The following is a 20,807-nucleotide window of genomic DNA, read 5'->3' on the forward strand; positions in this document are numbered from 1 at the left end:
GTGCCTTGATCCGCTCGCGTTCGTCCGTGCTCGGGCCGCCCCGCAGACCCTTGTCTCGCTCGGACTGACGGATCCAGTTCCGGAGCGTCTCGCCCGAGCAGCCGATCTTGGCCGCGATCGAGCTGATTGCCGCCCATTGCGAGGCATGCTCGCTTTGGTGGTCCACGACCATCCGCACCGCGCGGGCACGGACCTCAGGAGAATACGGTGGGGTTCGCTTCGTCATGGCTCCATCCTCTCAGGAGTTGGAGCCTCCGGGAAACCCGGGGCGGTTCAATCCTCGATTACGTCCTGATCGACTCCACCGTCGTGGACGGCTGGTGTGTGCTCGACGACTATCGCGACGACATGATCCCGGCCGGCCGCCCGACCCTGACGTTCGCGATGGACCTCTACTCGCGAACGATCCTTGCTGCGGTGCTGACCTACGAGCCGCCATCGATCTACACGATCATGAGCTGCGTGCAGCTTCTGACGACGCCGAAGCTCGCCCTGGCCGCGGCGTTTCCGGAGTTCGCGGACCTGTGGGCCGACAAGCATGGAAAGCCGGACACGATCATCGTCGACAATGCCTTGGAGCAAGTCGGCGTGTCGTTCCAGGATGCCTGCGAGGACGCCGGCATCAACGTCCTGTGGGCGCCGGTCAAGAACCCGGAGTACAAGGCGCCGGTCGAGCGCCTGTTCGGGACCTTCAACAAGAAGCTGTTCCACAAGCTAGCCGGGGGCGTGCCGCTGCCGCCGAACCTGATGAAGCAGATGGGCCTCGACCCGTCCAAGGATGCCACGACGACCCGTTCGCAGCTGGAGGGGCTGATCCACCAGACCATCCGCGACAGCTACCAGTACGAGGAACACGCAGGCATCCAGGCCGCACCGGAAACCCTATGGCGGCGGGGTCTCGCCAAGCGGCGCGAGATCATCGACGACGTCAATTTCCTGGCGTCGGCCTTCGGGACGACGGATACAGCCCTACTGACGCGCGAAGGCATCCGCTTCAAGGGAATGCGCTTCCACGACCCGGTCGTGACCTCGAAGCTGCTGAACGACCTTGCCCACCGTACCGCGAAGCGGGGCCGTCGAAAGGGCAGCGCCACGGCCCTAGTCAAGATCAAGTACAACCCCGCGGACATCAGCCAGATCTCGGTGTGGAACGACGAGGCCAAGCCCACGAAGGGATACGAGATCCTACCCAACCTCGACGCCCGGTACACCCGGGGCGGGCTCGGCACCTGGCATCACGAGCGCGTCAAGGAGTGGGCAAATGCCGAGGGACTCCCGTTCTCGACCGATGACGAACGCTGGGATGCGCGCAATCGCCTTCGCATCGTCATCGACAACTCCGCCCCCAAGGCCAAGTTCGCCGCCATGCGCCGCAAGCGCAGGTTGCTCGAACCGCCGAAGCCCGCACTGACGGGAAACCTGGTGGTGCACGGCACCGTGGTGCCGGGTGTTCTCGCGGCGCGCCCGTCCGATGTTCCGGTGACCCTTCCGGCGCACGCCCGCGAGGGAGACGGCATTCCGGAGAAGGGGCCTCGTCGCGGCGGCAAGAAGGCAGAGCGTACGGCAGCGGAGACCCGGGCAAGAAAGAAGGCTGAAAGAGACTCTCAGTCATCATCCGCCACTCCCGCTGGGAAAAAGGCTGCGTCGGCGATGGACGCGAGCTTCGACCTGGAAGACGCCGATGCCTACGCCGCCGATTACGAGCGCCGGATGCAAGAGCTCAAGCGCAGTAAGTGACGGAGCCATGCCATGACGATGATCGATCATATCGCCCACGCCAAGCATGAATTTCGGTTGTTCAGGCTACCGAACTCGCGCGTTCAGCGTATCACGCGGGAGATCGAAATCATGCGGAAGGTTGGCAAGCTCTCTCGGGAAGCCTGGGAAAAGAAGGGCATGCGTGGCAAGCGCATCCCCCAGAAGTATCTCGCCATCATCGGTCCATCCGGCTCCGGGAAGAGCACCTGCGTGCAAACGTACGTCGAAACCATGATGGAAAACGAGATTCTCGATGACGAGGTGCGACCGGTCGTCCATGTTACCCTATCTTCGCAATCGAACACGAAGTCTCTCGGTCAGGACATTCTTGAAGAATATGAAGATCCCGAGTTCGAGAAGGGTATCGCGAGGAGCCTGCTAAAGCGCGCAAGCAACGCCATGGAACTAGCGCGGACCGATGTCCTCGTGCTGGATGAGTTTCATCATCTCATTAACAAGGATCCGGGTGGTGGAACGGCGTGGAGCGTAACCGAGACGATCAAGCGGATGCTCATCAGGGGAGCCTGCCCACTGATTTTTATCGGCACCGAGGATGCAGCGCCTCTCTTGACCCATAACAACCAATTCTCGGAACGGGTCTACGCTCCAATTTTCATCAAGCCGCTGAGTTGGAATTTGGCCATCGAGCGAAACGAGTTCCGTGATCATTGCATCGGTTTTGATACGAAGCTTGTGGAGCACGGTATTTTCTCCCGGAAGTCAGGGCTTCTTACCGGGGACATCCCTGCCTGCATGTATGATGTCAGTGAAGGTGTGATCGGGACTGCCTCGAATGTTTTCGAGGTTGCGACGGTCTTTGCCATCGAGAGGGAAGCGGACTGCATCGAGCGCGAGGATCTCGATAAGGCCGTCGAGGAATGGGCCATTCCCTTGAACAAGACGACCCATAACGCCTTTCGGCACGGTGTGAGGACGATCCAGGAAAGGGGGAAGGCGACGTGAGCCCGACGCGCGGACGAGATCCGATGCCGCGGGGAAGTCGATGACCGGCCGCAATGCACGAGGGAGACGTCAGCCGACGGTCATGTTCCGTGCGGACCCGCCTCCGATCCCGGGCGAGAGTTTGCTCGGTTTGATCGCCCGAACGGCGGCACGCAACCTGTACCCCTCACTGCTGACCCTGATCCGGCTTGCAGAGGTGGAGGGCGGGGTCGCATCGAGCGTGACCTCGACCCTGACGCTCGGCGAGGCGGAAAGGCTCGCCTATGTCCTGAAGGTTCCGGCGGAAGCGGTTGTCTCGCGGGTCCACCCAGTTGTCGCCATGCCCGAACGCGAGGGTGAGTTCATCGATTTTTACGGGGTGAGCCTGCGTAGCCAATATCGGCAGAAGCAGTACAGACGGGTCTCGCCGCTCGCGCTCCGCCTTTCCGCCCACCACCGCTCAGTTCACGACCTGGCGACGTTCTCGTTTTGCCCGGAGACGTGGGAGACGCTGATCGACCGGTGTCCCGTCTGTGACCTTCAACTGGAGTGGTTCGCCACGCGAGGTGTCTGCTACTGCGACAGATGCCTGGATGAGGACGACAACCCGACCACCGACCTACGGGATCACCCTCAGCCGAAGGTCGAGGTCGAGGATGAGGCGGCCCTCAGGTTCTTGACCGATCTGGTCAACCCCAGTGTCGATCTACGGGAGAAGGCACTCAGGAACGTCGACCCGGCGCTGAGCTCCTTCGCGGCCGGGGACCTGTTCGAGATCGCCATCGTCCTCGGCAGATGCCTCACCACCCCGTCCGACTACCACCCCGTCAGCATCATGCCGATGCGGGGTCCCAAGGATTGCGAGTTCCTCACTCCGCGCTTGTTGTCGGTGCTGGGGCGGACCCTCATGGAGTGGCAGGAGGGGATCGGCAAGCTATGCGAGACGGCACGACTCAAGGCGTCCGAGCGCCCGGTCCTCCTCGGCATGTTCAAGGAAATCGGCCATCTCAGGAACGCTTCCTGGGAGCGCTCCCTGTCGCCGGATGCCCGCAGGGCCGTCCGGGAGGCGATCGCCGAGGACATGAGACGTACGGCCGACGATCAGGCGCCCAACCTTCGGAAGCGTGCTTTCCGCCACCGGGGGGACCTCATCGACACGATGGAGGCGGCACGCATCCTGGGCGTGAAGCACGCCCTGATGCCGAGGCTCGCCGCCAAGGGGGCTGTGATGGCCCTCCGTCATGCCGGTGCGGACCGTGCCCTGACACTCTATGACCGCGCGGAGATCGAGGCCGTCGCCGAGGTGAAGCGGGACATGACCGAGGCGACGAAGGTCGCCAGGGCCGTAGGGCTACCCGTCGAGGCGCTTGAGACGCTCGCGGAGGCCGGGTTGATCCTGCGTGCCGACGGGCCGGCGCTCCTCCTCGGTTCGCACACGCTTTATTATCGTCAGTCCTCCGTCGACGGACTCACGCAGGCAATCTTCGGCAACACGGTCCCCCCAAGGCCGGGAAGCCGGATGCGGCCCATGTTTTCCGTGTTGAATCAGTTGCCTCCCGGCGACAAGCCGTGGCTCGATATCGTCCTGGCCCTTCTATCGGGCGAGCTCGAAACCAGCACCGATGGCAACCCGCATATCACCAGGCTGTTCGTCGACGAGAGCCAACTCAGGTCGCTCGTTGCCTCTCAGGGTAGTGAGAACGACACCGCTGGGGACGATGATATCGCGCTCGCCTACCGCGAGGTGGCTCCGCTGATCGGGATGCCGGCACCGAACGTCACTTGGCTGGTCGCGGCCGGCCTCCTGGGGGAGGGGGCGACTGGGAAGCGGTGCATCACCAAGCGCCACGTGCGGGACTTCAACGATACCTACGCCAGCACGGCCGAAGTTGCCCGAGCACTGAAGATCAGCTCCAGGGCGGTGAAGCCTCATCTCGCCTCCAAGGGCATCCTACCGGCGGCAGCCCTGCACAACGGCAACCGCTTCGTCTGGAGGCGAAGCGAGGCGCTCGGCGGCTGAGGCGTTTCCCGCCCGGCCGTTCGATCTTATCGGGTAAGCTCATCGAAGATCGCTTCGCCGTTATCCTGTGCGCCCAGCGAAGATCGCTTCGACCTTGATCAGGACGCAGGCGGGGAAGGCCCCGGCGTCCGGCCTTGGGCGCTGTTGTGTTCGGGCGGTGGGTCGGTGGTTGGCCGGGTATGCCAGCGGAACCCGGGGAAGAAGCCACCCGCAAATGACCAGCCCTTTGGCGACGGACCTTCTCCCGGATCTGTCGTCACGGTCATCCCCCAAGCGCAGCCCCTCTTCACCAAGTTCGAGCGTTCCGCCCGTCGGCTCGCCATGGCCTGATCGCGCAGGAATGCCGGTCGGGGGCAGGCTGACGAGGGCCATGTCATCGGCTCGCCCTTGGCCTGGAAGCCAACCGAATTCGCTTCGCTCTTATTCGGTGCCCCTGCAGGCATCGCTTCGATGTTATTCGGGACACTGATTTTTGCGCAGGGCGCGGGGGGCGTCGGAAGAAGCCTCATGACGAGCGGGATTTTCGAGGCTTCGCCGTTATCCCGGAAAACGGCGTTTCGGATCGCTGTTATCCGGGAAACGACTTCGGTCTTATCCGGACCTCAGAGCGGAAAATCGCTTCGCTCTTTTTCGGTCACGACAGTAGATCCGGTCCGGTCAGCCGGTGAAGCGGAAGAACGCCACCGCCGTGTCGCCGTAGACCCGGCGCTCCCGCTCCGAGAACCCCGGCGGCGGGACGACCTGGACGTTGGCCGCCTCCTCCACCACCGCGAGTGCATCGGGGGCGAGCCAGCCCCCTTCGGCCGCACTCTTGAGGGCGGCCGGCGCGAGGTCCCGGCCATAGGGCGGGTCGCAGAACACCAGCGTGAAGGTGCCGCTGGTGCCCACCGGGCCGAGCTTGGTGGCGTCACGGCGGAACAGGCGCGTCTTGCCCTCGCAGCCGAAGGCCTCGATGTTTTCGCGGATCAGCCCGCGCGCCTCCGCCCCCTCGTCGACGAGGAGCGCATAGGCCGCTCCGCGCGACAGGGCCTCGAAGCTGAGCGCCCCGGTGCCGGCGAACAGGTCGATCACCCGCGCCTGCGCCACCGCATCGTCATAGGCGTGGGCGAGCACGTTGAAGAGCGCCTCGCGCAACCGGTCCGAAGTCGGGCGGATCGCGTCGGTCTTCGGTGTGGCGAGGCGGCGACCGGAGTAGTCGCCGCCGACGATCCTCACCGGCTGCCGCCGCGGGGCGGCCGGCCTGCACCGCCGCCGGGCGGCCGACTTGCACCGCCGCCAGGCGGCCGACTTGCACCGCCGCCGGGCTTGCCGCCGGCGCCACCGCTGCGATGGCCGAACCCGCCGGGTTTGCCAAAGCCGCCGGGCTTGCCGAAGCCGCCCGGCTTGCCGCCGGGCCGGCCGAACCCACCCGGCTTCGCGCCAGCCTTGAACCCACCGCGCTCCGCTCCGGCGCGTTCACCACCGGTGCGTTCACCGCCACCGGCCCGCTCGCCGCCGATCGTATCGCTGCCGAAGCGCGACCCGCCGGGCTTGAACCCGCCTCGGTCACCGCCGGGACGCTCGCCGCCCCGGAAACCGGACGGCTTGTCGCCGCGGAAGCCAGCGGGCTTGTCACCTCGGAAGCCGGCAGGCTTGTCGGCGCGGAAGCCGGCAGGCTTGTCACCTCTAAAGCCGCTAGGCTTGTCGGCACGGAAACCGGCAGGCTTGTCGCCTCTGAAGCCGGCGGGCTTGTCGCCTCTGAAGCCGGCGGGCTTGTCGCCGCGGGGCTCGCCGCGATTGAAGGCCGGGCGCTCGGCCCTGTCCTTGAAACCGCCGCCGTCACGGCTCGGCCCCGCATTGAACACACGCGGACGCTCGTCGCCACCGCGCGGGGGACCACGCCGCTCGGCACCGTCCTGACGAAAATTGCCGCGCGGGGCATCGTCCCGGCGCGGAGGCCGGGCGTCGCCGTCGAACCGGCGCGGGGGACGATCCTCGCTCTGGCGCGCGGCGCGGGCATCCGACTGGCGGACCGTGCGGACGGGACGCTCGGACGCATCCGCCTCGGGACGCGGGCGCTGCGGGCGGCTGTCGGCGCCCTCGTCGTCACGCCGGAAGGCCCGATCGCGCCGGTGCGGCTCGGGAGCCGGCTCCTGCGGGCTCGCCTTCAGGCGCTCCACCAGCACCCGGCGGTCGCCGGTGTTGATCGCGCCGACGCGCTCGCGGCCGCGGGTGGCGGCCGCCTCGCGCTCGGCTTTCGGGTCGGCGCCGCGGCGCGGAATCTTGACCCGGCGCAGGGTGTCGTCCTGCGGCGCGGCCTCTTCGGCGCGCCAGACCGAGCGACGCGGACCGGCGCTGTTGCCGCCGGTGGGGACGCGGGCCGGAACCGTGGGCTTCTGCATCGGCCGATCGCCGCCGCGATCATAGGAGCCGCGCGCGGGGCGTGGCGCCTCGTCGTCATAAGCGCGGCGTTCCCGCTCGGGCCGCTGCGCCGCCGAGGCGCTGCGGGCCGGCTGCTTGGTCTGCGGCTTGGGCGAGCCGAACGCGGCGATGGGCTCGCGCACCGGGCTCTCGAAATCGACGCCGGCTTGGGAGGCCAGGGCGGTTCCGAGCTGCTCCTTGAGCACCTTGGTGCGGATCTCCTCCACCAGCCCGACTTCGAGGTCTCCGAGCTGGAACGGCCCGAAGGACAGCCGGATCAGCCGGTTCACCGCGAGCCCGAGATGCTCGAGGATGCGCTTGACCTCGCGGTTCTTGCCCTCGCGCAGGCCCAGCGTCAGCCACAGGTTGTCGCCGGACGCGCGGTCGAGCACTGCGTCGACAGGGCCGTAATCCATCCCGTCGATGGTGACGCCCTTGCGCAACTTGTCGAGTTCGGCCTGGCTGGTATCGCCATGGGCGCGCACGCGGTAGCGCCGCAACCAGCCGGTATCGGGATGCGCGATGACCTTGGCGAGACCGCCATCGTTGGTCAGCAGCAGCAGGCCCTCGGTGTTGATGTCGAGGCGGCCGATGGCCACCACCCGGGGCAGATCCTCGGGCAGCGATTCGAACACGGTCTGGCGCCCTTCCGGGTCGCGCGCCGTGGTGACGAGGCCGCGCGGCTTGTGGAACAGCCAGAGGCGGGTCCGCTCGCGTACCGGCAACGGCTCGCCGTCGACGGTGATCTCGTCCTCGGCGGTGACGTTCACCGCCGGCGAGGTCAGCACCTTGCCGTTGAGGGTGATGCGCCCCTGTTCGATCATCGCCTCGACATCGCGACGCGAGGCGATGCCGGCTCGCGCCACCGCCTTGGCGATCCGGTCGCCCTCGGGCGCCGCCGGGTCGGTATCGGCATCCGCCGGCTTGGCGGCCGGAGCGGGACTCGGCGCGGGCTTGCGGCGCAAGGGGGCGTCGCCGCCACGCGCGACCGGCGCGGCGCGGCGCACCTTCGGCTGCTCCTCGGCGGACTTGCCCGGCACGCCGGCATCGGTTGCGGGAGCCCAAAGGGCGTCAGGCGCGTCGGCCTGCGTCGATACGGGCTGGGTCACGGGCACGTCCTCGGACCCGCCCGCGTTGTCGTCGTTGATGTCGCTCATCCCAGCCCCATAACAGAGGCGACGCGCCGTTGCGAGATATCCCGTCTCCGGGCAACCCGGCGACACCGCATGGCTGCCAACGCAAAAAGGCAGCCCGAGGCTGCCTTTTCATTCTCACCGATCCGCGACGCCCCGGTTCGGGCGTCGCGTTGAAACTAAACGATCAGAGCTTGCTCTTCACCGTATCGGCAGCGTGCTTGACGCCGTCCTTGGCGTCACCGACGGTCTTCTGGGTCTCGCCCTTCAGCTCCTGGGCCTTGCCTTCGGCCTTCAGCTTGTCGTTGTCGGTGACGTTGCCAATGCCCTGCTTGATGTTACCGACGGCCTCGTTGGCGACACCCTTGATCTTGTCGGTGGTGCTGCTCATCGTGTGCTCCTCGCATTGATCTGGCGGCATTGCCGCGTCGGAGGAGAAACGGCCACCCCGGCCTGATGTTCCGGCCCTGAACAGCCCGGAAGAGCGCCCGATAGAGCGACCTCGGCGGTTTTCGACGCGGTGACAAACGGTTAGGACTACGCGGATGCGTCCGCCGATCCATAATGTCTCACCACACGGTTCCGCGACCTCCGCCGGCGATCCCCTGAGCCTCGCCTTCGATGCGGCGCGCCGGGCGGCCGGGGAGGGGGAGGTGCCGGTGGGTGCCGTGGTGGTGCGCGACGGCGTGGTGCTCGCCATCGCGCACAATCGTCCGCGTGCCCTGCACGACCCGACGGCGCACGCGGAGATCCTGGCGATCCGGGCCGCCTGCGCCCGGATCGCAGACGAGCGCCTGATCGGGTGCGACCTCTACGTGACGCTGGAGCCCTGTCCGATGTGCGCCGGCGCGATCTCCTTCGCGCGCATCCGCCGGCTCTACTTCTCGGCCTACGACCCGAAGGGTGGCGGCGTCGAACACGGCCCGCGGGTCTTCAACCAGCCGACCTGCCACCATGCGCCGGAGGTCTATGGCGGTTTTCGCGAGGCGGACGCCGCCGAATTGCTGCGCGACTTCTTTCGCGGCCGGCGTCAGGATTGAGCGGAGGCCGAATCGATGCTCCGGCCGAAACTGTCGCCCGAGTGAGCCACCACGCACGGAGACCTGCCATGCGCCCCTACGAACGCGTCCTCATCGTCGGTGCGGGCTCGGGTCTGAGCGCCTCCCTCGCCCGATTGTTCGCCAGTGACGGCTTGCGCGTCGGGCTGGCCGCCCGCGACACCGAGAAGCTCGATGCCCTCGCCCGTGAGACCGGGGCCATTGTCCATGCCTGCGACGCGACGCAGGCCAGCGAGGTCGAAGCCCTGTTCGCCCGGATCGCGCCGGCCCTCGGCGGGGCTCCCGACGTGGTGATCTACAACGCCAGCGGGCGGCTCCGCGGCGCCATCGCCGATCTCGACCCGGATCGGGTGGCGCAATCCCTGATGGTGAGCGCCCATGGCGGTTTCCTGGTGGCGCAGGCGGCGGCCCGGCGCATGCTGCCGGCCCGCCACGGGGCGATCCTGTTCACCGGGGCCTCGGCCAGCCTGAAGGGCCATGCCGGCTCCGCCCCCTTCGCCATGGGCAAGTTCGCCCTGCGCGGCCTCGCCCAGAGCCTGTCCCGCGAGCTCCAGCCCAAGGGCATCCACGTGGCGCATTTCGTCATCGATGGGATCATCCGCAGCGCCACGCGCCCCGACCCGGTGGATGCACCCGACAGCACCCTCGACCCGGACGTCATCGCGAAAGCCTATCGCGACGTTCTGCGGCAGGAGCGGTGCGCCTGGACCTCCGAAGTCGCGCTTCGGCCATGGTTGGAGCGGTTCTGAGCGCTCAGGCGGCTCTCAACCGCTCATCATCAGGTGTCTTGAGCCGGAATGGCCGACTTGGCTGGAGCGCGCAAAGCCTCCTCACCCCAGTAATTGAGGCTCTTGCCCGAAAGCCGTGCCGCCAGCGCGGCCTGCGCGTGAACCTCCGGGGCGACCCGGAACAACATCCGTCCGGAATAGGGCTTCTCGGCCGCCTTTCCCAAACGCTCGCAGGTGACGAGGTAGTCATCCACGGCCTCATGAAACGCAGCCGTCAGCCCGGCAACGGAATCGGCGTGGAAACCGACGACGTCGTTGATCCCCGCGAGACGCCCAACGAAGAGGCCGTCTTCCGCGTCGAATTCCGCGTGGGCCCGGAGCCCGTTGTACCTCATCACATTCATGGTCAGACCCCGGTCTTCACCAGGAAGTCGCGTGCGTCCTCCACCTGATCACGCTTGGCTTCCTTTGCCGGATGGGGCCTGTGGAACGAAGCGACGACGCCACGGCATTCGAAACGGACGCGGGACCCCGCGCCCTACACCAGCCGGCAGCCCACGGCGAGGAGAAGCCCCTCGATCGCGGCCCACTCGATGGATGCCGGCACCGGATCGGTGAAGACCGCCTTCAGCGGCCTGACATGCCGGCTGTTCATGCTGCCATGATTAGCTAGCAAAAGCCGACAATCCAGATCCGGTCACGCCGCCGCCAGCGGCTTCGACACGTCCTCCAGCGACCTGCCCTCGGCGGCCGTGCCCCAGATGCCGCCGACGATGGCCGCCACCAGCATCAGGACGGCGCCGATCCCGTAGCCGATCAGCACGTTGTCGCGCGATCCGGTCTCCACCAGGGCGCCGAACAGGAGCGGACCGGAGACGCCGCCGATGCCGGTGCCGAGCGCGTAGAACACCGCGATGGCGAGCGCCCTGATCTCCAGCGGGAAGGTCTCGGCCACGGTAAGATACGCCGCACTCGCAGCAGCCGAAGCGAAGAAGAACACCACCATCCAGGCCGCCGTCTGGCCGACCGGGCCGAACACCTCGATCTTGAACAGGTAGCCGGTGATGGTGAGCAGGACGGCGGAGATCCCGTACGTGAAGGCGATCATCTGGCGACGCCCGATCGTGTCGAACAGGCGCCCGAGCAGCAGCGGCCCGAGGAAGGAGCCGAGCGCGAACGGCAGCAAGTACCAACCGACATGGTCGCTCGGGACCTGATAGAACCGCTGCAGCACCAGGGCGTAGGTGAAGAACAGCGCGTTGTAGAAGAACGCCTGCGCCACCATCAGCGCGAGGCCGACCAAGGTCTGCTTGCGGTACCCGACCAGCATCGTGCCGAACACCTCCTTCAAAGGGGTGTGGCTCCGGGTGATGAGCTTCATGCGCCGGTTCTCGTCCACCGGCGGCAGGGTGATGCCCTCGTCGGTGAAGCGCTTCTCGATTCCCGTCACCACCCGGTCCGCCTCGGCGACGTAGCCGTGGGTGGCGAGCCAGCGCGGACTCTCCGGAATCCAGGTGCGCAGCAGCAGGATCACGAGGCCGATGCCGCCGCCGACGAAGAAGGCGATGCGCCAGCCCCAGGCCGGGTCGATCATGCCGGGGCGCAACACCACGATGGAGAGGAAGGAGCCGAGCGCCGCACCGATCCAGAACGACCCGTTGATGACGAGATCGGTCCAGCCGCGCACGCGGGCGGGGACAAGCTCCTGGATCGTCGAGTTGATGGCGGTGTACTCGCCGCCGATACCGGCCCCGGTGAAGAACCGGAAGAGACAGAAGCTCCAGATGTTCCAGGACAGGCCGGTGGCCGCGGTGGCGACGAGGTAGAGCGCCAGGGTGATGAAGAAGAGTTTCTTGCGCCCGATGCGGTCGGTGAGCCAGCCGAAGCCGAGCGCCCCGGTCACCGCGCCGACGAGGTAGGAACTCGCGGCCAGACCCACGTCGAATTCCGAAAAGCTCATCGGCGCCTCGCGCAGGGCGCCGACCAGGGAGCCGGCCAGGGTCACTTCCAGCCCGTCGAGCACCCAGGTGATCCCCAGGGCGACGATGACGAGGACGTGGAAGCGCCCCCAGGGCAACCGGTCGAGCCGGGCGGCGATGTCGGTATCGATCACCGTGCCCATCGCTACGCGCTCGGGCGCAGCTCCGCTCGACATCGTTTCAGCCCTGGTCGCCATCGACGCCTCGTTAACCGTGCCTCGGAACAGTTGTTGGCAATCGTCACGTCGTCCGCTCGGTTCCGCCAAGCTTTCATCACCGCGTGTTTGATGGAGGGGCTCGCCCGGATGCCTCTGCGATGAAACCGTCCCTCCTGTCCGCCAGTCTCGCCGCATTCGCCATCCTGTCGGGGGCGCATCCGACGCTCGCCGCCGAGCCCGATCGCCCCGCGCCCAGCGGGATGGAATGGTGGCGTCTGCGCTCCACCGACGTGCTCACCACCGGCGCGACGAGTCCGAGCCCCGTTAGGACTTCGCCGGCCTCGGAGATTCCCGAGGCCCGGCGCGCCGTACGGATGGTGTATCCCGGCCTCGTCGGCAGCCGCTGACGCTCAGGTTCTCTCGGCCAGCCGCGGATCGAGGGCGTCGGCAAGGCCGTCGCCGAGCAGGTTGAGGGCGATCAGGGTGGCGACCAGGAAGGCCGCCGGACCGGCGAGCAGCCACGGCGCCGATTCGATGGCGCGCGCGCCCTCCGCGATCAGCGCGCCCCAGCTCGTCTGCGGCTCCTGCACGCCGAGGCCGAGGAACGACAGGAAGCTCTCCAGCAGGATCACGCGGGGCACCAGCAGCGTCGCCGCCACGGCCACGGGGCCGAGGGTGTTGGGAATGACGTGCCGGGACAGGATCGCCACCGTGGACAGCCCGAGCGCCTCGGCGGCGCGGACGAAATCGCGCCGGCGCAGGGACAGGGTCTGGGCGCGGACGATGCGGGCCATGTCGAGCCACTCGACGGCGGCGATGGCGACGAGGATCAATCCGAGCCCGGCCCGGAAGAACACCAGCAGCATGATCACGAAGAACACGAACGGCAGCGCGTAGAGGATGTCGACGCAGCGCATCATCACCGCGTCGGCCCGGCCGCCGAGGTAGCCCGCCACCGCCCCGTAGGCGACGCCGATGACGAGCGCCACCGCCGTGGCGACCAGTCCGATCAGCAGGGAGACCCGGCCGGCGACGAGGATTCGCGTGAGGAGGTCGCGCCCGAGCGCGTCGGTGCCGAGGAGGAAATACAGCCGCCGCACCGGAGCCTCGACCACGAGGCTGCGCCCGTCCTCGCTCCGCTCCAAGACTTTCGGCGGGCCGAACAGGTCGGAGCGCGGCAGGTAGCTCAAGCTGCGTTCGTCGATCGGCCTGGACGAGTCCAGGATGAGACGCATGATCCCGTCACGGACGACGCTCTCTCGCACCGTCGCCCGCATGCGGAAGGCGAGGCGCTCCAGGGCCGGCCTCACGGCCTCGGAGAGCGGATGAGCGCCAAGACCGGGCGGCGTCTGCACGAGGTCGGCGTAGATCCGTCCCGGCTGGTGGCCGGTGAGAAGCGGCCCGACGAGGCAGGCGAGGGTGATCGCGCCGAGCAGCCCGAGGGCCGCCAGCGCGCCGCGATTGCGCGCGAGCCGGCCCCAGGCCCGGCTCACCGGGCGAGCCGCAGGCGCGGATCGATCAGGCCGGAGAGGACGTCCGATGCGAGGTTGAGCAGGATCACGAACACCGCCACCAGAACCACCGTACCCATCACCAGCGTGTAGTCGCGGTTGAGCGCACCATCGACGAAATAGCGGCCGATGCCGGGCAGGCCGAAGATGGTCTCGACCACCACCGAACCGGTGAGAAGGGCGGCCGCCGTGGGTCCGAGGATCGCGACCACGGGGAGCAGCGCGCCGCGCAAGGCGTGACGGACGATCCGACCGGGCGGCAGGCCCATGGCCCGCTCGGTGCGGATGTACTGCGCGCTCAACACCTCGCTCAAGGAGGCGCGGGTCAGCCGGGCCAGCGCCCCGATCTGCGGCAGGGCGAGGGTGAGCACCGGCAGCACGAGGTGGCTCGGCGCGCCGCCCTCCCAGCTTCCCACCGGCAGCCAATGCAGGGTCAGCCCGAAGACGATCTGGAGGAGAGGCGCGACGACGAAGGTCGGCAGCGCCAGGCTCGACGCGGCCATGAGTCCGATCAGCCGGTCGATCGCGCGTCCGCGCCGGAACGCCGCCCACGTGCCGAGGCCGATGCCGAGAATCAACGCCAGACTCAACGCCAGGGCGCCGAGCGTCATCGACACGGGCAGACCGCGGGCGAACAGCTCCGCCACCGTCAGGTCGCGGAACGAGAACGAGGGTCCGAGATCGCCGCGCAGCACAGAGCCGAGATAGCGGAGGTATTGCACCCAGAGCGGCTGATCGAGCCCGTAGACGCGGGCGAGGTTGGCCATGGCGGCCGGAGGCAGCGGGCGCTCCAGATCGAACGGACCGCCCGGCGCCAGCCGGATCAGGAAGAAGCTGGCCGTCACCACCGCGAGCAGGGTCGGGATCGCCTGCAACAGGCGGCGCAGGACGAAGCCGGTCACGGCGCCAGCCTGAGGAAGCGCGTCGGCGCGACGTTGCGCAGGTTGGGATGGTAGCCGGTGAGCCGCGGCGCGATCAGAGCCTTGGAGCGGGTGTGCATCACCGGAATCCAGGGGAGCTCGGTCACGATCATCGTCTCGGCCCGGAACAGCAGGTCGGCGCGCCGGTGGACGTCGCGCTCGGCTGCGGCTTCGCGCATCAGGGCGTCATAGGCGGGGTTGGCATAGTGCCCCGGATTGAGACCGTCATTGCCGGTCTCCAGCAGGAACAGGAAGTTCTGCGGGTCGGAATAATCCGCGATCCAGGACATCCGCGCCACATCGAAATCGCCCCCGTCGCGCAGGTAAGCGAAGTGGGTCTTCGCATCGGTGTAGACGAGGCGGGTCTCGATACCGATGCCGCGCCACATCTCGGCGATGGCCAGGGCCGTGTTGCGGTTGTTGTCGGAGATGTTGAAGCGGTATTCCACGGCCAAGGGCCTGTCGGGCCCGAACCCGGCGGCGGCCAGGAGGGTGCGGGCCTCGTCCTCGCGATCGATCGGCAGGGTGTCGCGGCCGGCGAGTTCCGGCGGATCGCGATAGTGGTCGAGGCCGGGCGGACACAGCGAATAGGCCGGATTCATGGTCTCGCCCCAGAGCCGCTGGCACAGGAACTCGCGGTCGATGACCAGCGAGAGGGCGCGGCGCACGCGCCCGTCGTCGAAGGGCGGTTTGCGGGTGTTCACCGCCAGGGCGTAGAGGCCCAGGGCCGGGCCGAGCACGACCTGCGCGCCGAAACGGCGCCTGAGCGAGGCCATCTGGTCGCCGGGCAGGTCGGCCAGGGAATCGATCTCGCCGCCGGCATAGCGCCGCACCGCGCTCGCCAGATCCGGCGTCGGCAGGAAGGCGACGGTGGGGATCGCCACGCTGCCAGCGGCATGGAAATACGGATTGCGGGTCAGGGTGATGCGGTCGTTGGGCACCATGTCGGCGAGCGCGTAGGCCCCGTTCGAGACGAGGTTGCCGGCCCGCGTGAACCCATCGCCGTAGCGGGCCACGGAGGCCGGATGCACCGGCAGGGAGGTCTGGTGGGTCAGGAGTTCGAGGAGGTAGGGGGTCGGCTGCTCCAGGACGATCATCAGCGTTCGGGCATCGGGCGCCGAAACGCCCAAAGCCTCCGCCGGCATCGCGCCCTGGTTGACGCCGCGCGCATTGCGCAGCGGATAGAGCACTTCGGCGTATTTCGCCGCCGTCGCCGGGGCGAGGATGCGGGACAGGGCGAAGACGAAATCCGAGGCGAGGACCGGGTCGCCGTTCGACCAGCGTCCGTCCGCGCGCAGGGTGAAGCGGTAGGTCAGCGCGTCGTCCGAGACGGTCCAGCGCTCGGCGGCGCCCGGAATGATCGCGCCGTGATTGTCGTAGGTGAGCAGCCCCTCGTAGAGGTCGCGCAGGATATGCGCCTCGGCCACCGTCGAGGATTTATGCGGATCGAGGGTCTCGGGGTCGGCGTCGTTGCCGCGCCGATAGAGGCCGGCGGGTGCGGCATGAGCCCCCCCGAGCGCCGCGCCCGCGATCAGGCCGACCCCGCCCGCGAGGCACTGGCGCCGGTGGGGCCGCAAGGGTGGGCTCAGGCGCCGGTCTGGGCGGTGAAACCCGCCGCCGCGATGCCGGCGAGCGCGCACAGCTCGTCGTTGTCCGAGGTGTCGCCGGAAATGCCCACGGCGCCGATCACGGCATCGCCACTCTTGATCAGCACGCCGCCCGGCACCGGCACCAGCGCGGCCGGACCGACGAGATGGCTCACCGCGGCGATGAAATAGGCCTGCTCCTCGGCGCGCTTGGCGATGGCGCGTCCGCCGAGGCCGAGCGCCAGACAGCCATTGGCCTTGCCCATGGCGACCTCGGCCCGGCGCAGAGAGGTGCCGTCCTCGGCGCCCATCGCCTTGAGCGCCCCGCGCGCATCGTAGACGACGACCGCCAACGGCTTCAGCGTGTGGGCGCGGGCGGTCTCCAGGGCGGTGGCGACGATGGTCTGGGCGGCGGTGAGGGTCAGGTCGGGCATCGGCTTACCGGGGCGAGGAATGGCGGGGTACACCGGACCTAGCCCGCCCCTTCGCAGCCGACCAGCCCCTGCCTGTGCCCCAGCGTCATTCGGCGAGGGTGGTGAGGAACGCATCGTAGCGGCGCGTCACCGCCGGCAGATCCTCGAAATGCGGGAAGGCCCCGGTCGGCAGTTCCTCGATGGTCCAGTTCGGCGCATCGCGAAAGCGGTCGGCATGGCGATAATCGACGAAGTCGCCGCGCTCCCCGTGGATCATCCACACCGGCAAGGTGAGCCGGGGATAGAGCGCCCCGATATCGGTGGCGAAGAGGTGGCCCGCCAGGAACGAGAACGGCGCGTATTCCGCCCCCGGACGATGGGTCGTGGCCTGATCGTATTCGAACAGGCCCTCGTCGATGACCTTCGAGCCCCAGGTCTTCTCCAGGAAGAAACGCATGCTCGGGCGGGTGACCAGAAGGTCGTAGAGCGGGCGCCCCCAGAGCGGGAAGGCGATGATCGCGCGCGCCCGGTCGCTGCCCTGCGCGCCGCGGCGCTCGAACCGGGCGTCGAGGCCCGTCGGGCTGATCAGCCCGAGGCTGCGATAATCCTCCGGGCGGTCAAGGGCGGCCTGCGCCAGGAACTCGGTGGAGAGCGAGAGTGCGACCGCATCGATCCGCGCGTTGCCATGCCGGCGCCGGATCTCGGCGACGACGGCGTGGAGCGCATCCGTCATCAACCGCGGTGTGTAGATCCGGTCGCTGCGTTCGGAAAAACCGAAGCCCGGCAGGTCGAGGGCGTAGACCGGGCGGCTCCCGGCGTAATGCCGGTAGAGCGGGCGAACCTCGTAGGCGTTGGCGGCCGCGTTCACCGAGTGGATCAGGAGGAGCGGCACACCCGTCGCCTCGGCCGAGCCATAGAGCCCGATGCCGCCGGCGGCCGTCTCCAGGCATTCGTGATGCCCCGGCAGGGCCGGATGGAGCGGTTGGCGATGATCGACGACGAACCGGCTCCAGGCGATCCACGCGCCGGCCGCGGCAACGGGCACGAGGGCGAGCTTGGCGGCGAGGCCTGCGCGGCGGTGGCGCCTGCCGGGTCGGGTCGGGGTCGGCATTCCATCATCCGGCTTTGTGGCGAGTGCGGGAGAACGCAGGTGCGTCGGGAACGTTGCGGTCCGGTGGCACGCGCGCGCACCGGTATGATCGGCAATGGCCTTATCGGTCGCGTTTCGGGAGCGCGCCCGAAGATCTTGCGACAACCACCGTCAGGCGGTCGCGCCCTCGATCTCGCCACTCAAGTCCAGCCATTCCTCCTCGGCCGTCTCCAGGGCGGTGGCCGCGTCGGAGCGCATCTTGGCGAGTTCGCCGGCCTTGGCGGCGTTGGACTGGAACGCGGTGCCGTCGGCCAAAGCCGCGTCGATCTTGGCCATGACGTCGGTGAGCTTCTTCATCCGCGCCTCGACGCCCTCGAGTTTTTTTCGCAGGGGCGCCAGGGCCACGCGCCGGTCGGCATTCGAGCGGCGCTCGAGAGCCTTCACGCCACCCGCCGCCTCGGTCGCGCCCTTCTCGGCCTCGCGCTCGGGGCCTGCGAGGACGAAGCGCCGGTAATCGTCCATGTCGCCGTCGAAGGCCTTCACGCTGCCGTTGGCGACGAGCCAGAGCCGGTCGGCGCAGGATTCCACCAGGAAGCGGTCGTGGCTCACCAGGATGACGGCGCCTTCGTACTCGTTGATCGCCTCGACAAGCGCCTGCCGGCTCTCGATGTCGAGGTGGTTGGTCGGCTCGTCGAGGATCAGCAGATGGGGGCCGTTGAAGGCCGCCAGCCCCATGAGCAGGCGCGCCTTCTCGCCGCCCGAGAGCTGCGACACCGGCGTTTCGGACTTGGTGCCGGAGAAGCCGAGCCGGGCGGCGGCGGCGCGCGCCCGCGATTCCGGCACGTCCGGCATCAGGTCGCGGACATGGGCGTAGGCGCTCTCGTTGGGGCGCAGCTCGTCGAGCTGGTGCTGGGCGAAATACGCGACCTCCATCTTCGAGGAACGCCGCATCTCGCCGCTCAGCGGCGGCAGCCGCCCACCGATGAGCTTGCAGAAGGTCGACTTGCCGTTGCCGTTGGCGCCGAGCAGGGCCACCCGGTCGTCGGGGGCAAGAGACAGATTGAGTCCCGCCAGCACGATCCGGTCGGGGTAGCCCGCCTGGACCCGCTCCATGGCGACGATGGGCGGCGAGAGCGGCCGCTCCGGGCTCGGCAGGCGGAAGGCCGGCACGTCGTCCTCGATGACCGAGGCGATGATCTCCATCTTGGCGAGGCGCTTGACGCGGGACTGGGCCTGGCGCGCCTTCGTCGCCTTGGCCTTGAACCGGTCGACGAAGCTCTGGAGATGCGCCCGCTCGGCGTCCTGCTTCACCTTGGCCTTGGCCTGCAGTACCCGCTTCTCGGCGACCTGCCGGGCGAAGGAGGTGTAGCCGCCGCGGTAGATGCTGAGCTTGCCTTTGTCGAGATGCAGGATGTGGTCGACGCATTCGTCGAGCAGATCCCGGTCGTGGCTGATGATCACGGCGGTGCGCGGATAGCGCTCGAGGTAGTCGTAGAGCCAGATCGTGCCCTCGATATCGAGGTAGTTGGTGGGCTCGTCGAGGAGCAGCAGGTCGGGCTCGGAGAACAGCACCGCAGCCAGGGCCACGCGCATGCGCCAGCCGCCCGAGAAGTCGGAGCAGGGCCGGCCCTGCGCCTCCGCATCGAAGCCGAGGCCGTGCAGGATGGCCGCCGCACGGGCCGGGGCCGAGTGCGCCTCGATATCCACCAGCCGGGTCTCGATCTCGGCCCGGCGCAGTCCGTCGGCCGTGTCGGCCTCCACCATCAGGCGGCTGCGCTCGGTATCGGCGGCCAGCACCACGGCGTGCAGGGTCTCGGGGCCGGCGGGGGCCTCCTGCGCCACGGCGCCGATGCGCATACCCTTGGGCATCGAGACGGTGCCGCCCTCGGTGGGAAGCTCGCCGAGGATCGCCTTGAACAGGGTGGTCTTGCCCGCACCGTTGCGGCCGACGAGCCCGACGCGGGCGCGGTCGGGGATCACGAAGGTGGCGCCGTCGAGGATCAGGCGCTCGCCGATGCGGTAGGTGAGGTCGTTGACGCGCAGCATGGTCCGCGTTCTGGCGGCGAGCGGCCCCCGTGGCAAGCGCCGTCCGCAGGTTGCGTCAGGATTGCGTCACATGAGGTCCCAGGCCGAGGCATCGCGCATGAGCGCCGCCACGAGGGCATGGTTCAGGGTGTGGCCGGTATGCATGGCCGTGAAGCGGCCGCGGATCGGATATCCGGCGAGCGAGAGATCGCCGACGAGGTCGAGGATGCGATGGCGCACCGGCTCGTCCGGCACCCGCATGCCGCCGATAATGCGGCCCCCGACGATCACGGCGGTGCTGCGCAAGGTTGCGCCCCGCAGCACCGGCTTGCCGGTGACGTACGAATAGAGCTTGAGCGGAAGCGCCCATTTCAGGCGACCGAAGCTGCGCGACGGCGCCAGGGCCGCGACGAAGCTGTCCGGGGTGATTGCCCCCTCCCAGGTCATCCGGCCGAACTGCGCGAGCGCGAGTTCGGCCGCAATGGTGAGGTGGTCCGCCGGTTCGACCCGCAGGGACCGCCGCCCGTCCTGCACGGACACTGCGCGCCGGACCCGGATCGTGCGGCGCGGCTCCCCGAGTGGATGCCGGCCGGCCGCCGCGATCGCCGCGCACCAGGACAGGGCGCTCCCGTCGAAGATCGGCAATTCCTCGGCGTCGAGGTCCACGCGCGCGTTGTCGATGCCGAGGGCGCTGAGCGAGGCCAGCAGGTGCTCCACCGTACGGATCAGCGTCCCGTCCGGTCCCCGCAGCGCCGTGCACAACGTCTGCGTTTCCTGGAGATGCCAGAGGGCGGGCACGATCGCGATGCGGTCGCGCAGGGTCCGATGAAAGACGATGCCGGACCCAGCCGCGGCCGGCGAGACCCGGGCGGTGCAGAACCGCCCCGTATGCAGCCCGCGCCCCCGCAGGGAGAAGGCCGTCGCCAGGGTCGCCTGGAACGGTGCCGGCGGAAACGCGATCGGGGCGCCGGCTTGCGAAATCACCTGTCCCCATCCCGAGGCGCCGGTGATTCTTGGAGACATCCGCTGTCCCAGTCCCGGTCGGCCGTATTCAGACCCCGCGCATAGAGGATGGCGTTACGATCG

The 20,807-nt window shown here is 68.4% G+C and carries 19 protein-coding genes; 6 read left to right on the forward strand and 13 right to left on the reverse strand.

Annotated features, from left to right (window positions below; genetic code table 11):
- The coding region (locus G3T14_RS18740; protein ID WP_163644062.1) for a transposase at positions 1-226 on the reverse strand (226 nt) is incomplete at its 3' end.
- Between the two features lie 122 nt (positions 227-348).
- Between G3T14_RS18740 and G3T14_RS18745 the strand changes: the two genes are divergently transcribed.
- From G3T14_RS18745 to G3T14_RS18755, 3 genes are all read left to right on the forward strand, one after another.
- Positions 349-1,737, forward strand: a complete 1,389-nt coding sequence (locus G3T14_RS18745; protein WP_163644063.1) for a DDE-type integrase/transposase/recombinase — start codon at positions 349-351, stop codon at positions 1,735-1,737.
- Between the two features lie 12 nt (positions 1,738-1,749).
- Positions 1,750-2,721, forward strand: a complete 972-nt coding sequence (locus G3T14_RS18750) for an ATP-binding protein (protein ID WP_163644064.1) — start codon at positions 1,750-1,752, stop codon at positions 2,719-2,721.
- Between the two features lie 82 nt (positions 2,722-2,803).
- Complete coding sequence (locus tag G3T14_RS18755) at positions 2,804-4,720, forward strand: hypothetical protein (protein ID WP_163644065.1); 1,917 nt, start codon at positions 2,804-2,806, stop codon at positions 4,718-4,720.
- Positions 4,721-5,377: 657 nt separating this feature from the next.
- On the opposite strand, the gene rsmD is transcribed toward G3T14_RS18755, so the two are convergent.
- From rsmD to G3T14_RS18770, 3 genes are all read right to left on the reverse strand, one after another.
- A complete protein-coding gene (gene rsmD / locus G3T14_RS18760) occupies positions 5,378-5,935 on the reverse strand; it encodes a 16S rRNA (guanine(966)-N(2))-methyltransferase RsmD (protein WP_163644066.1) in 558 nt (185 codons plus the stop codon).
- Positions 5,932-8,277: a pseudouridine synthase gene (locus G3T14_RS18765; protein ID WP_204262940.1), complete on the reverse strand. Its 2,346-nt coding sequence runs from the start codon at positions 8,275-8,277 to the stop codon at positions 5,932-5,934. The genes rsmD and G3T14_RS18765 overlap by 4 nt, the downstream gene beginning before the upstream one ends.
- 163 nt (positions 8,278-8,440) lie before the next feature.
- Positions 8,441-8,644 (reverse strand): CsbD family protein, encoded by a 204-nt coding sequence (locus G3T14_RS18770; RefSeq protein ID WP_163644067.1) that lies wholly within the window; start codon positions 8,642-8,644, stop codon positions 8,441-8,443.
- 154 nt (positions 8,645-8,798) lie between these two features.
- Between G3T14_RS18770 and G3T14_RS18775 the strand changes: the two genes are divergently transcribed.
- Both G3T14_RS18775 and G3T14_RS18780 read left to right on the forward strand, forming a co-directional pair.
- Positions 8,799-9,293, forward strand: a complete 495-nt coding sequence (locus tag G3T14_RS18775; protein ID WP_163644068.1) for a nucleoside deaminase — start codon at positions 8,799-8,801, stop codon at positions 9,291-9,293.
- A gap of 68 nt (positions 9,294-9,361) precedes the next feature.
- Positions 9,362-10,060 (forward strand): SDR family NAD(P)-dependent oxidoreductase, encoded by a 699-nt coding sequence (locus G3T14_RS18780; protein ID WP_163644069.1) that lies wholly within the window; start codon positions 9,362-9,364, stop codon positions 10,058-10,060.
- A gap of 29 nt (positions 10,061-10,089) precedes the next feature.
- Here the strand turns inward: G3T14_RS18780 and G3T14_RS18785 are convergent, their stop codons facing one another.
- Together G3T14_RS18785 and G3T14_RS18795 are read right to left on the reverse strand one after the other, a co-directional pair.
- Positions 10,090-10,443, reverse strand: coding sequence for a type II toxin-antitoxin system HicB family antitoxin (locus G3T14_RS18785; RefSeq protein ID WP_163644070.1), 354 nt, complete (start codon positions 10,441-10,443; stop codon positions 10,090-10,092).
- Between the two features lie 293 nt (positions 10,444-10,736).
- Positions 10,737-12,215: an MFS transporter gene (locus tag G3T14_RS18795; RefSeq protein ID WP_163644071.1), complete on the reverse strand. Its 1,479-nt coding sequence runs from the start codon at positions 12,213-12,215 to the stop codon at positions 10,737-10,739.
- 119 nt (positions 12,216-12,334) lie between these two features.
- Here G3T14_RS18795 and G3T14_RS18800 point away from each other — a divergent pair, with 119 nt between their 5' ends.
- Positions 12,335-12,583 (forward strand): hypothetical protein, encoded by a 249-nt coding sequence (locus tag G3T14_RS18800; RefSeq protein ID WP_163644072.1) that lies wholly within the window; start codon positions 12,335-12,337, stop codon positions 12,581-12,583.
- A 3-nt stretch (positions 12,584-12,586) separates the two neighbouring features.
- Here the strand turns inward: G3T14_RS18800 and G3T14_RS18805 are convergent, their stop codons facing one another.
- The 7 genes from G3T14_RS18805 to G3T14_RS18835 all read right to left on the reverse strand — a co-directional run bounded on the left by G3T14_RS18805 (position 12,587) and on the right by G3T14_RS18835 (position 20,744).
- Entirely contained in the window at positions 12,587-13,669 is a 1,083-nt protein-coding gene (locus G3T14_RS18805; RefSeq protein ID WP_163644073.1) for an ABC transporter permease subunit, read from the reverse strand.
- Complete coding sequence (locus G3T14_RS18810) at positions 13,666-14,589, reverse strand: ABC transporter permease subunit (RefSeq protein WP_163644074.1); 924 nt, start codon at positions 14,587-14,589, stop codon at positions 13,666-13,668. The genes G3T14_RS18805 and G3T14_RS18810 overlap by 4 nt, the downstream gene beginning before the upstream one ends.
- Positions 14,586-16,142, reverse strand: a complete 1,557-nt coding sequence (locus tag G3T14_RS18815; RefSeq protein ID WP_246733423.1) for a peptide ABC transporter substrate-binding protein — start codon at positions 16,140-16,142, stop codon at positions 14,586-14,588. The genes G3T14_RS18810 and G3T14_RS18815 overlap by 4 nt, the downstream gene beginning before the upstream one ends.
- A 50-nt stretch (positions 16,143-16,192) precedes the next feature.
- Positions 16,193-16,627, reverse strand: coding sequence for a heme-binding protein (locus tag G3T14_RS18820; RefSeq protein ID WP_163644076.1), 435 nt, complete (start codon positions 16,625-16,627; stop codon positions 16,193-16,195).
- A gap of 85 nt (positions 16,628-16,712) precedes the next feature.
- The gene (locus G3T14_RS18825) at positions 16,713-17,717 is read right to left on the reverse strand and encodes an alpha/beta hydrolase (RefSeq protein WP_163644077.1); all 1,005 of its coding nucleotides are present in this window, start codon (positions 17,715-17,717) and stop codon (positions 16,713-16,715) included.
- A 150-nt stretch (positions 17,718-17,867) separates the two neighbouring features.
- A complete protein-coding gene (locus G3T14_RS18830; RefSeq protein WP_163644078.1) occupies positions 17,868-19,742 on the reverse strand; it encodes an ABC-F family ATP-binding cassette domain-containing protein in 1,875 nt (624 codons plus the stop codon).
- A gap of 66 nt (positions 19,743-19,808) precedes the next feature.
- A complete protein-coding gene (locus tag G3T14_RS18835; protein WP_163644079.1) occupies positions 19,809-20,744 on the reverse strand; it encodes a UDP-3-O-acyl-N-acetylglucosamine deacetylase in 936 nt (311 codons plus the stop codon).
- Positions 20,745-20,807 lie beyond the last annotated feature (63 nt).

Origin of the sequence: Methylobacterium sp. BTF04, from assembly GCF_010692745.1 — a bacterium.
In the GTDB taxonomy this organism is placed as follows: Bacteria; Pseudomonadota; Alphaproteobacteria; order Rhizobiales; family Beijerinckiaceae; genus Methylobacterium.

What these genes read in the sequence shown, in the direction of transcription:
- G3T14_RS18745 (WP_163644063.1), top strand. Translation starts at nt 349, where the DNA reads ATGATCCCGGCCGGCCGCCCGACCCTGACGTTCGCGATGGACCTCTAC.
- G3T14_RS18750 (WP_163644064.1), top strand. Translation starts at nt 1,750, where the DNA reads ATGACGATGATCGATCATATCGCCCACGCCAAGCATGAATTTCGGTTG.
- G3T14_RS18755 (WP_163644065.1), top strand. Translation starts at nt 2,804, where the DNA reads ATGTTCCGTGCGGACCCGCCTCCGATCCCGGGCGAGAGTTTGCTCGGT.
- G3T14_RS18765 (WP_204262940.1), bottom strand. Translation starts at nt 8,277, where the DNA reads ATGAGCGACATCAACGACGACAACGCGGGCGGGTCCGAGGACGTGCCC.
- G3T14_RS18770 (WP_163644067.1), bottom strand. Translation starts at nt 8,644, where the DNA reads ATGAGCAGCACCACCGACAAGATCAAGGGTGTCGCCAACGAGGCCGTC.
- G3T14_RS18775 (WP_163644068.1), top strand. Translation starts at nt 8,799, where the DNA reads ATGCGTCCGCCGATCCATAATGTCTCACCACACGGTTCCGCGACCTCC.
- G3T14_RS18780 (WP_163644069.1), top strand. Translation starts at nt 9,362, where the DNA reads ATGCGCCCCTACGAACGCGTCCTCATCGTCGGTGCGGGCTCGGGTCTG.
- G3T14_RS18785 (WP_163644070.1), bottom strand. Translation starts at nt 10,443, where the DNA reads ATGAATGTGATGAGGTACAACGGGCTCCGGGCCCACGCGGAATTCGAC.
- G3T14_RS18795 (WP_163644071.1), bottom strand. Translation starts at nt 12,215, where the DNA reads ATGGCGACCAGGGCTGAAACGATGTCGAGCGGAGCTGCGCCCGAGCGC.
- G3T14_RS18800 (WP_163644072.1), top strand. Translation starts at nt 12,335, where the DNA reads ATGAAACCGTCCCTCCTGTCCGCCAGTCTCGCCGCATTCGCCATCCTG.
- G3T14_RS18820 (WP_163644076.1), bottom strand. Translation starts at nt 16,627, where the DNA reads ATGCCCGACCTGACCCTCACCGCCGCCCAGACCATCGTCGCCACCGCC.
- G3T14_RS18825 (WP_163644077.1), bottom strand. Translation starts at nt 17,717, where the DNA reads ATGCCGACCCCGACCCGACCCGGCAGGCGCCACCGCCGCGCAGGCCTC.
- G3T14_RS18830 (WP_163644078.1), bottom strand. Translation starts at nt 19,742, where the DNA reads ATGCTGCGCGTCAACGACCTCACCTACCGCATCGGCGAGCGCCTGATC.
- G3T14_RS18835 (WP_163644079.1), bottom strand. Translation starts at nt 20,744, where the DNA reads ATGTCTCCAAGAATCACCGGCGCCTCGGGATGGGGACAGGTGATTTCG.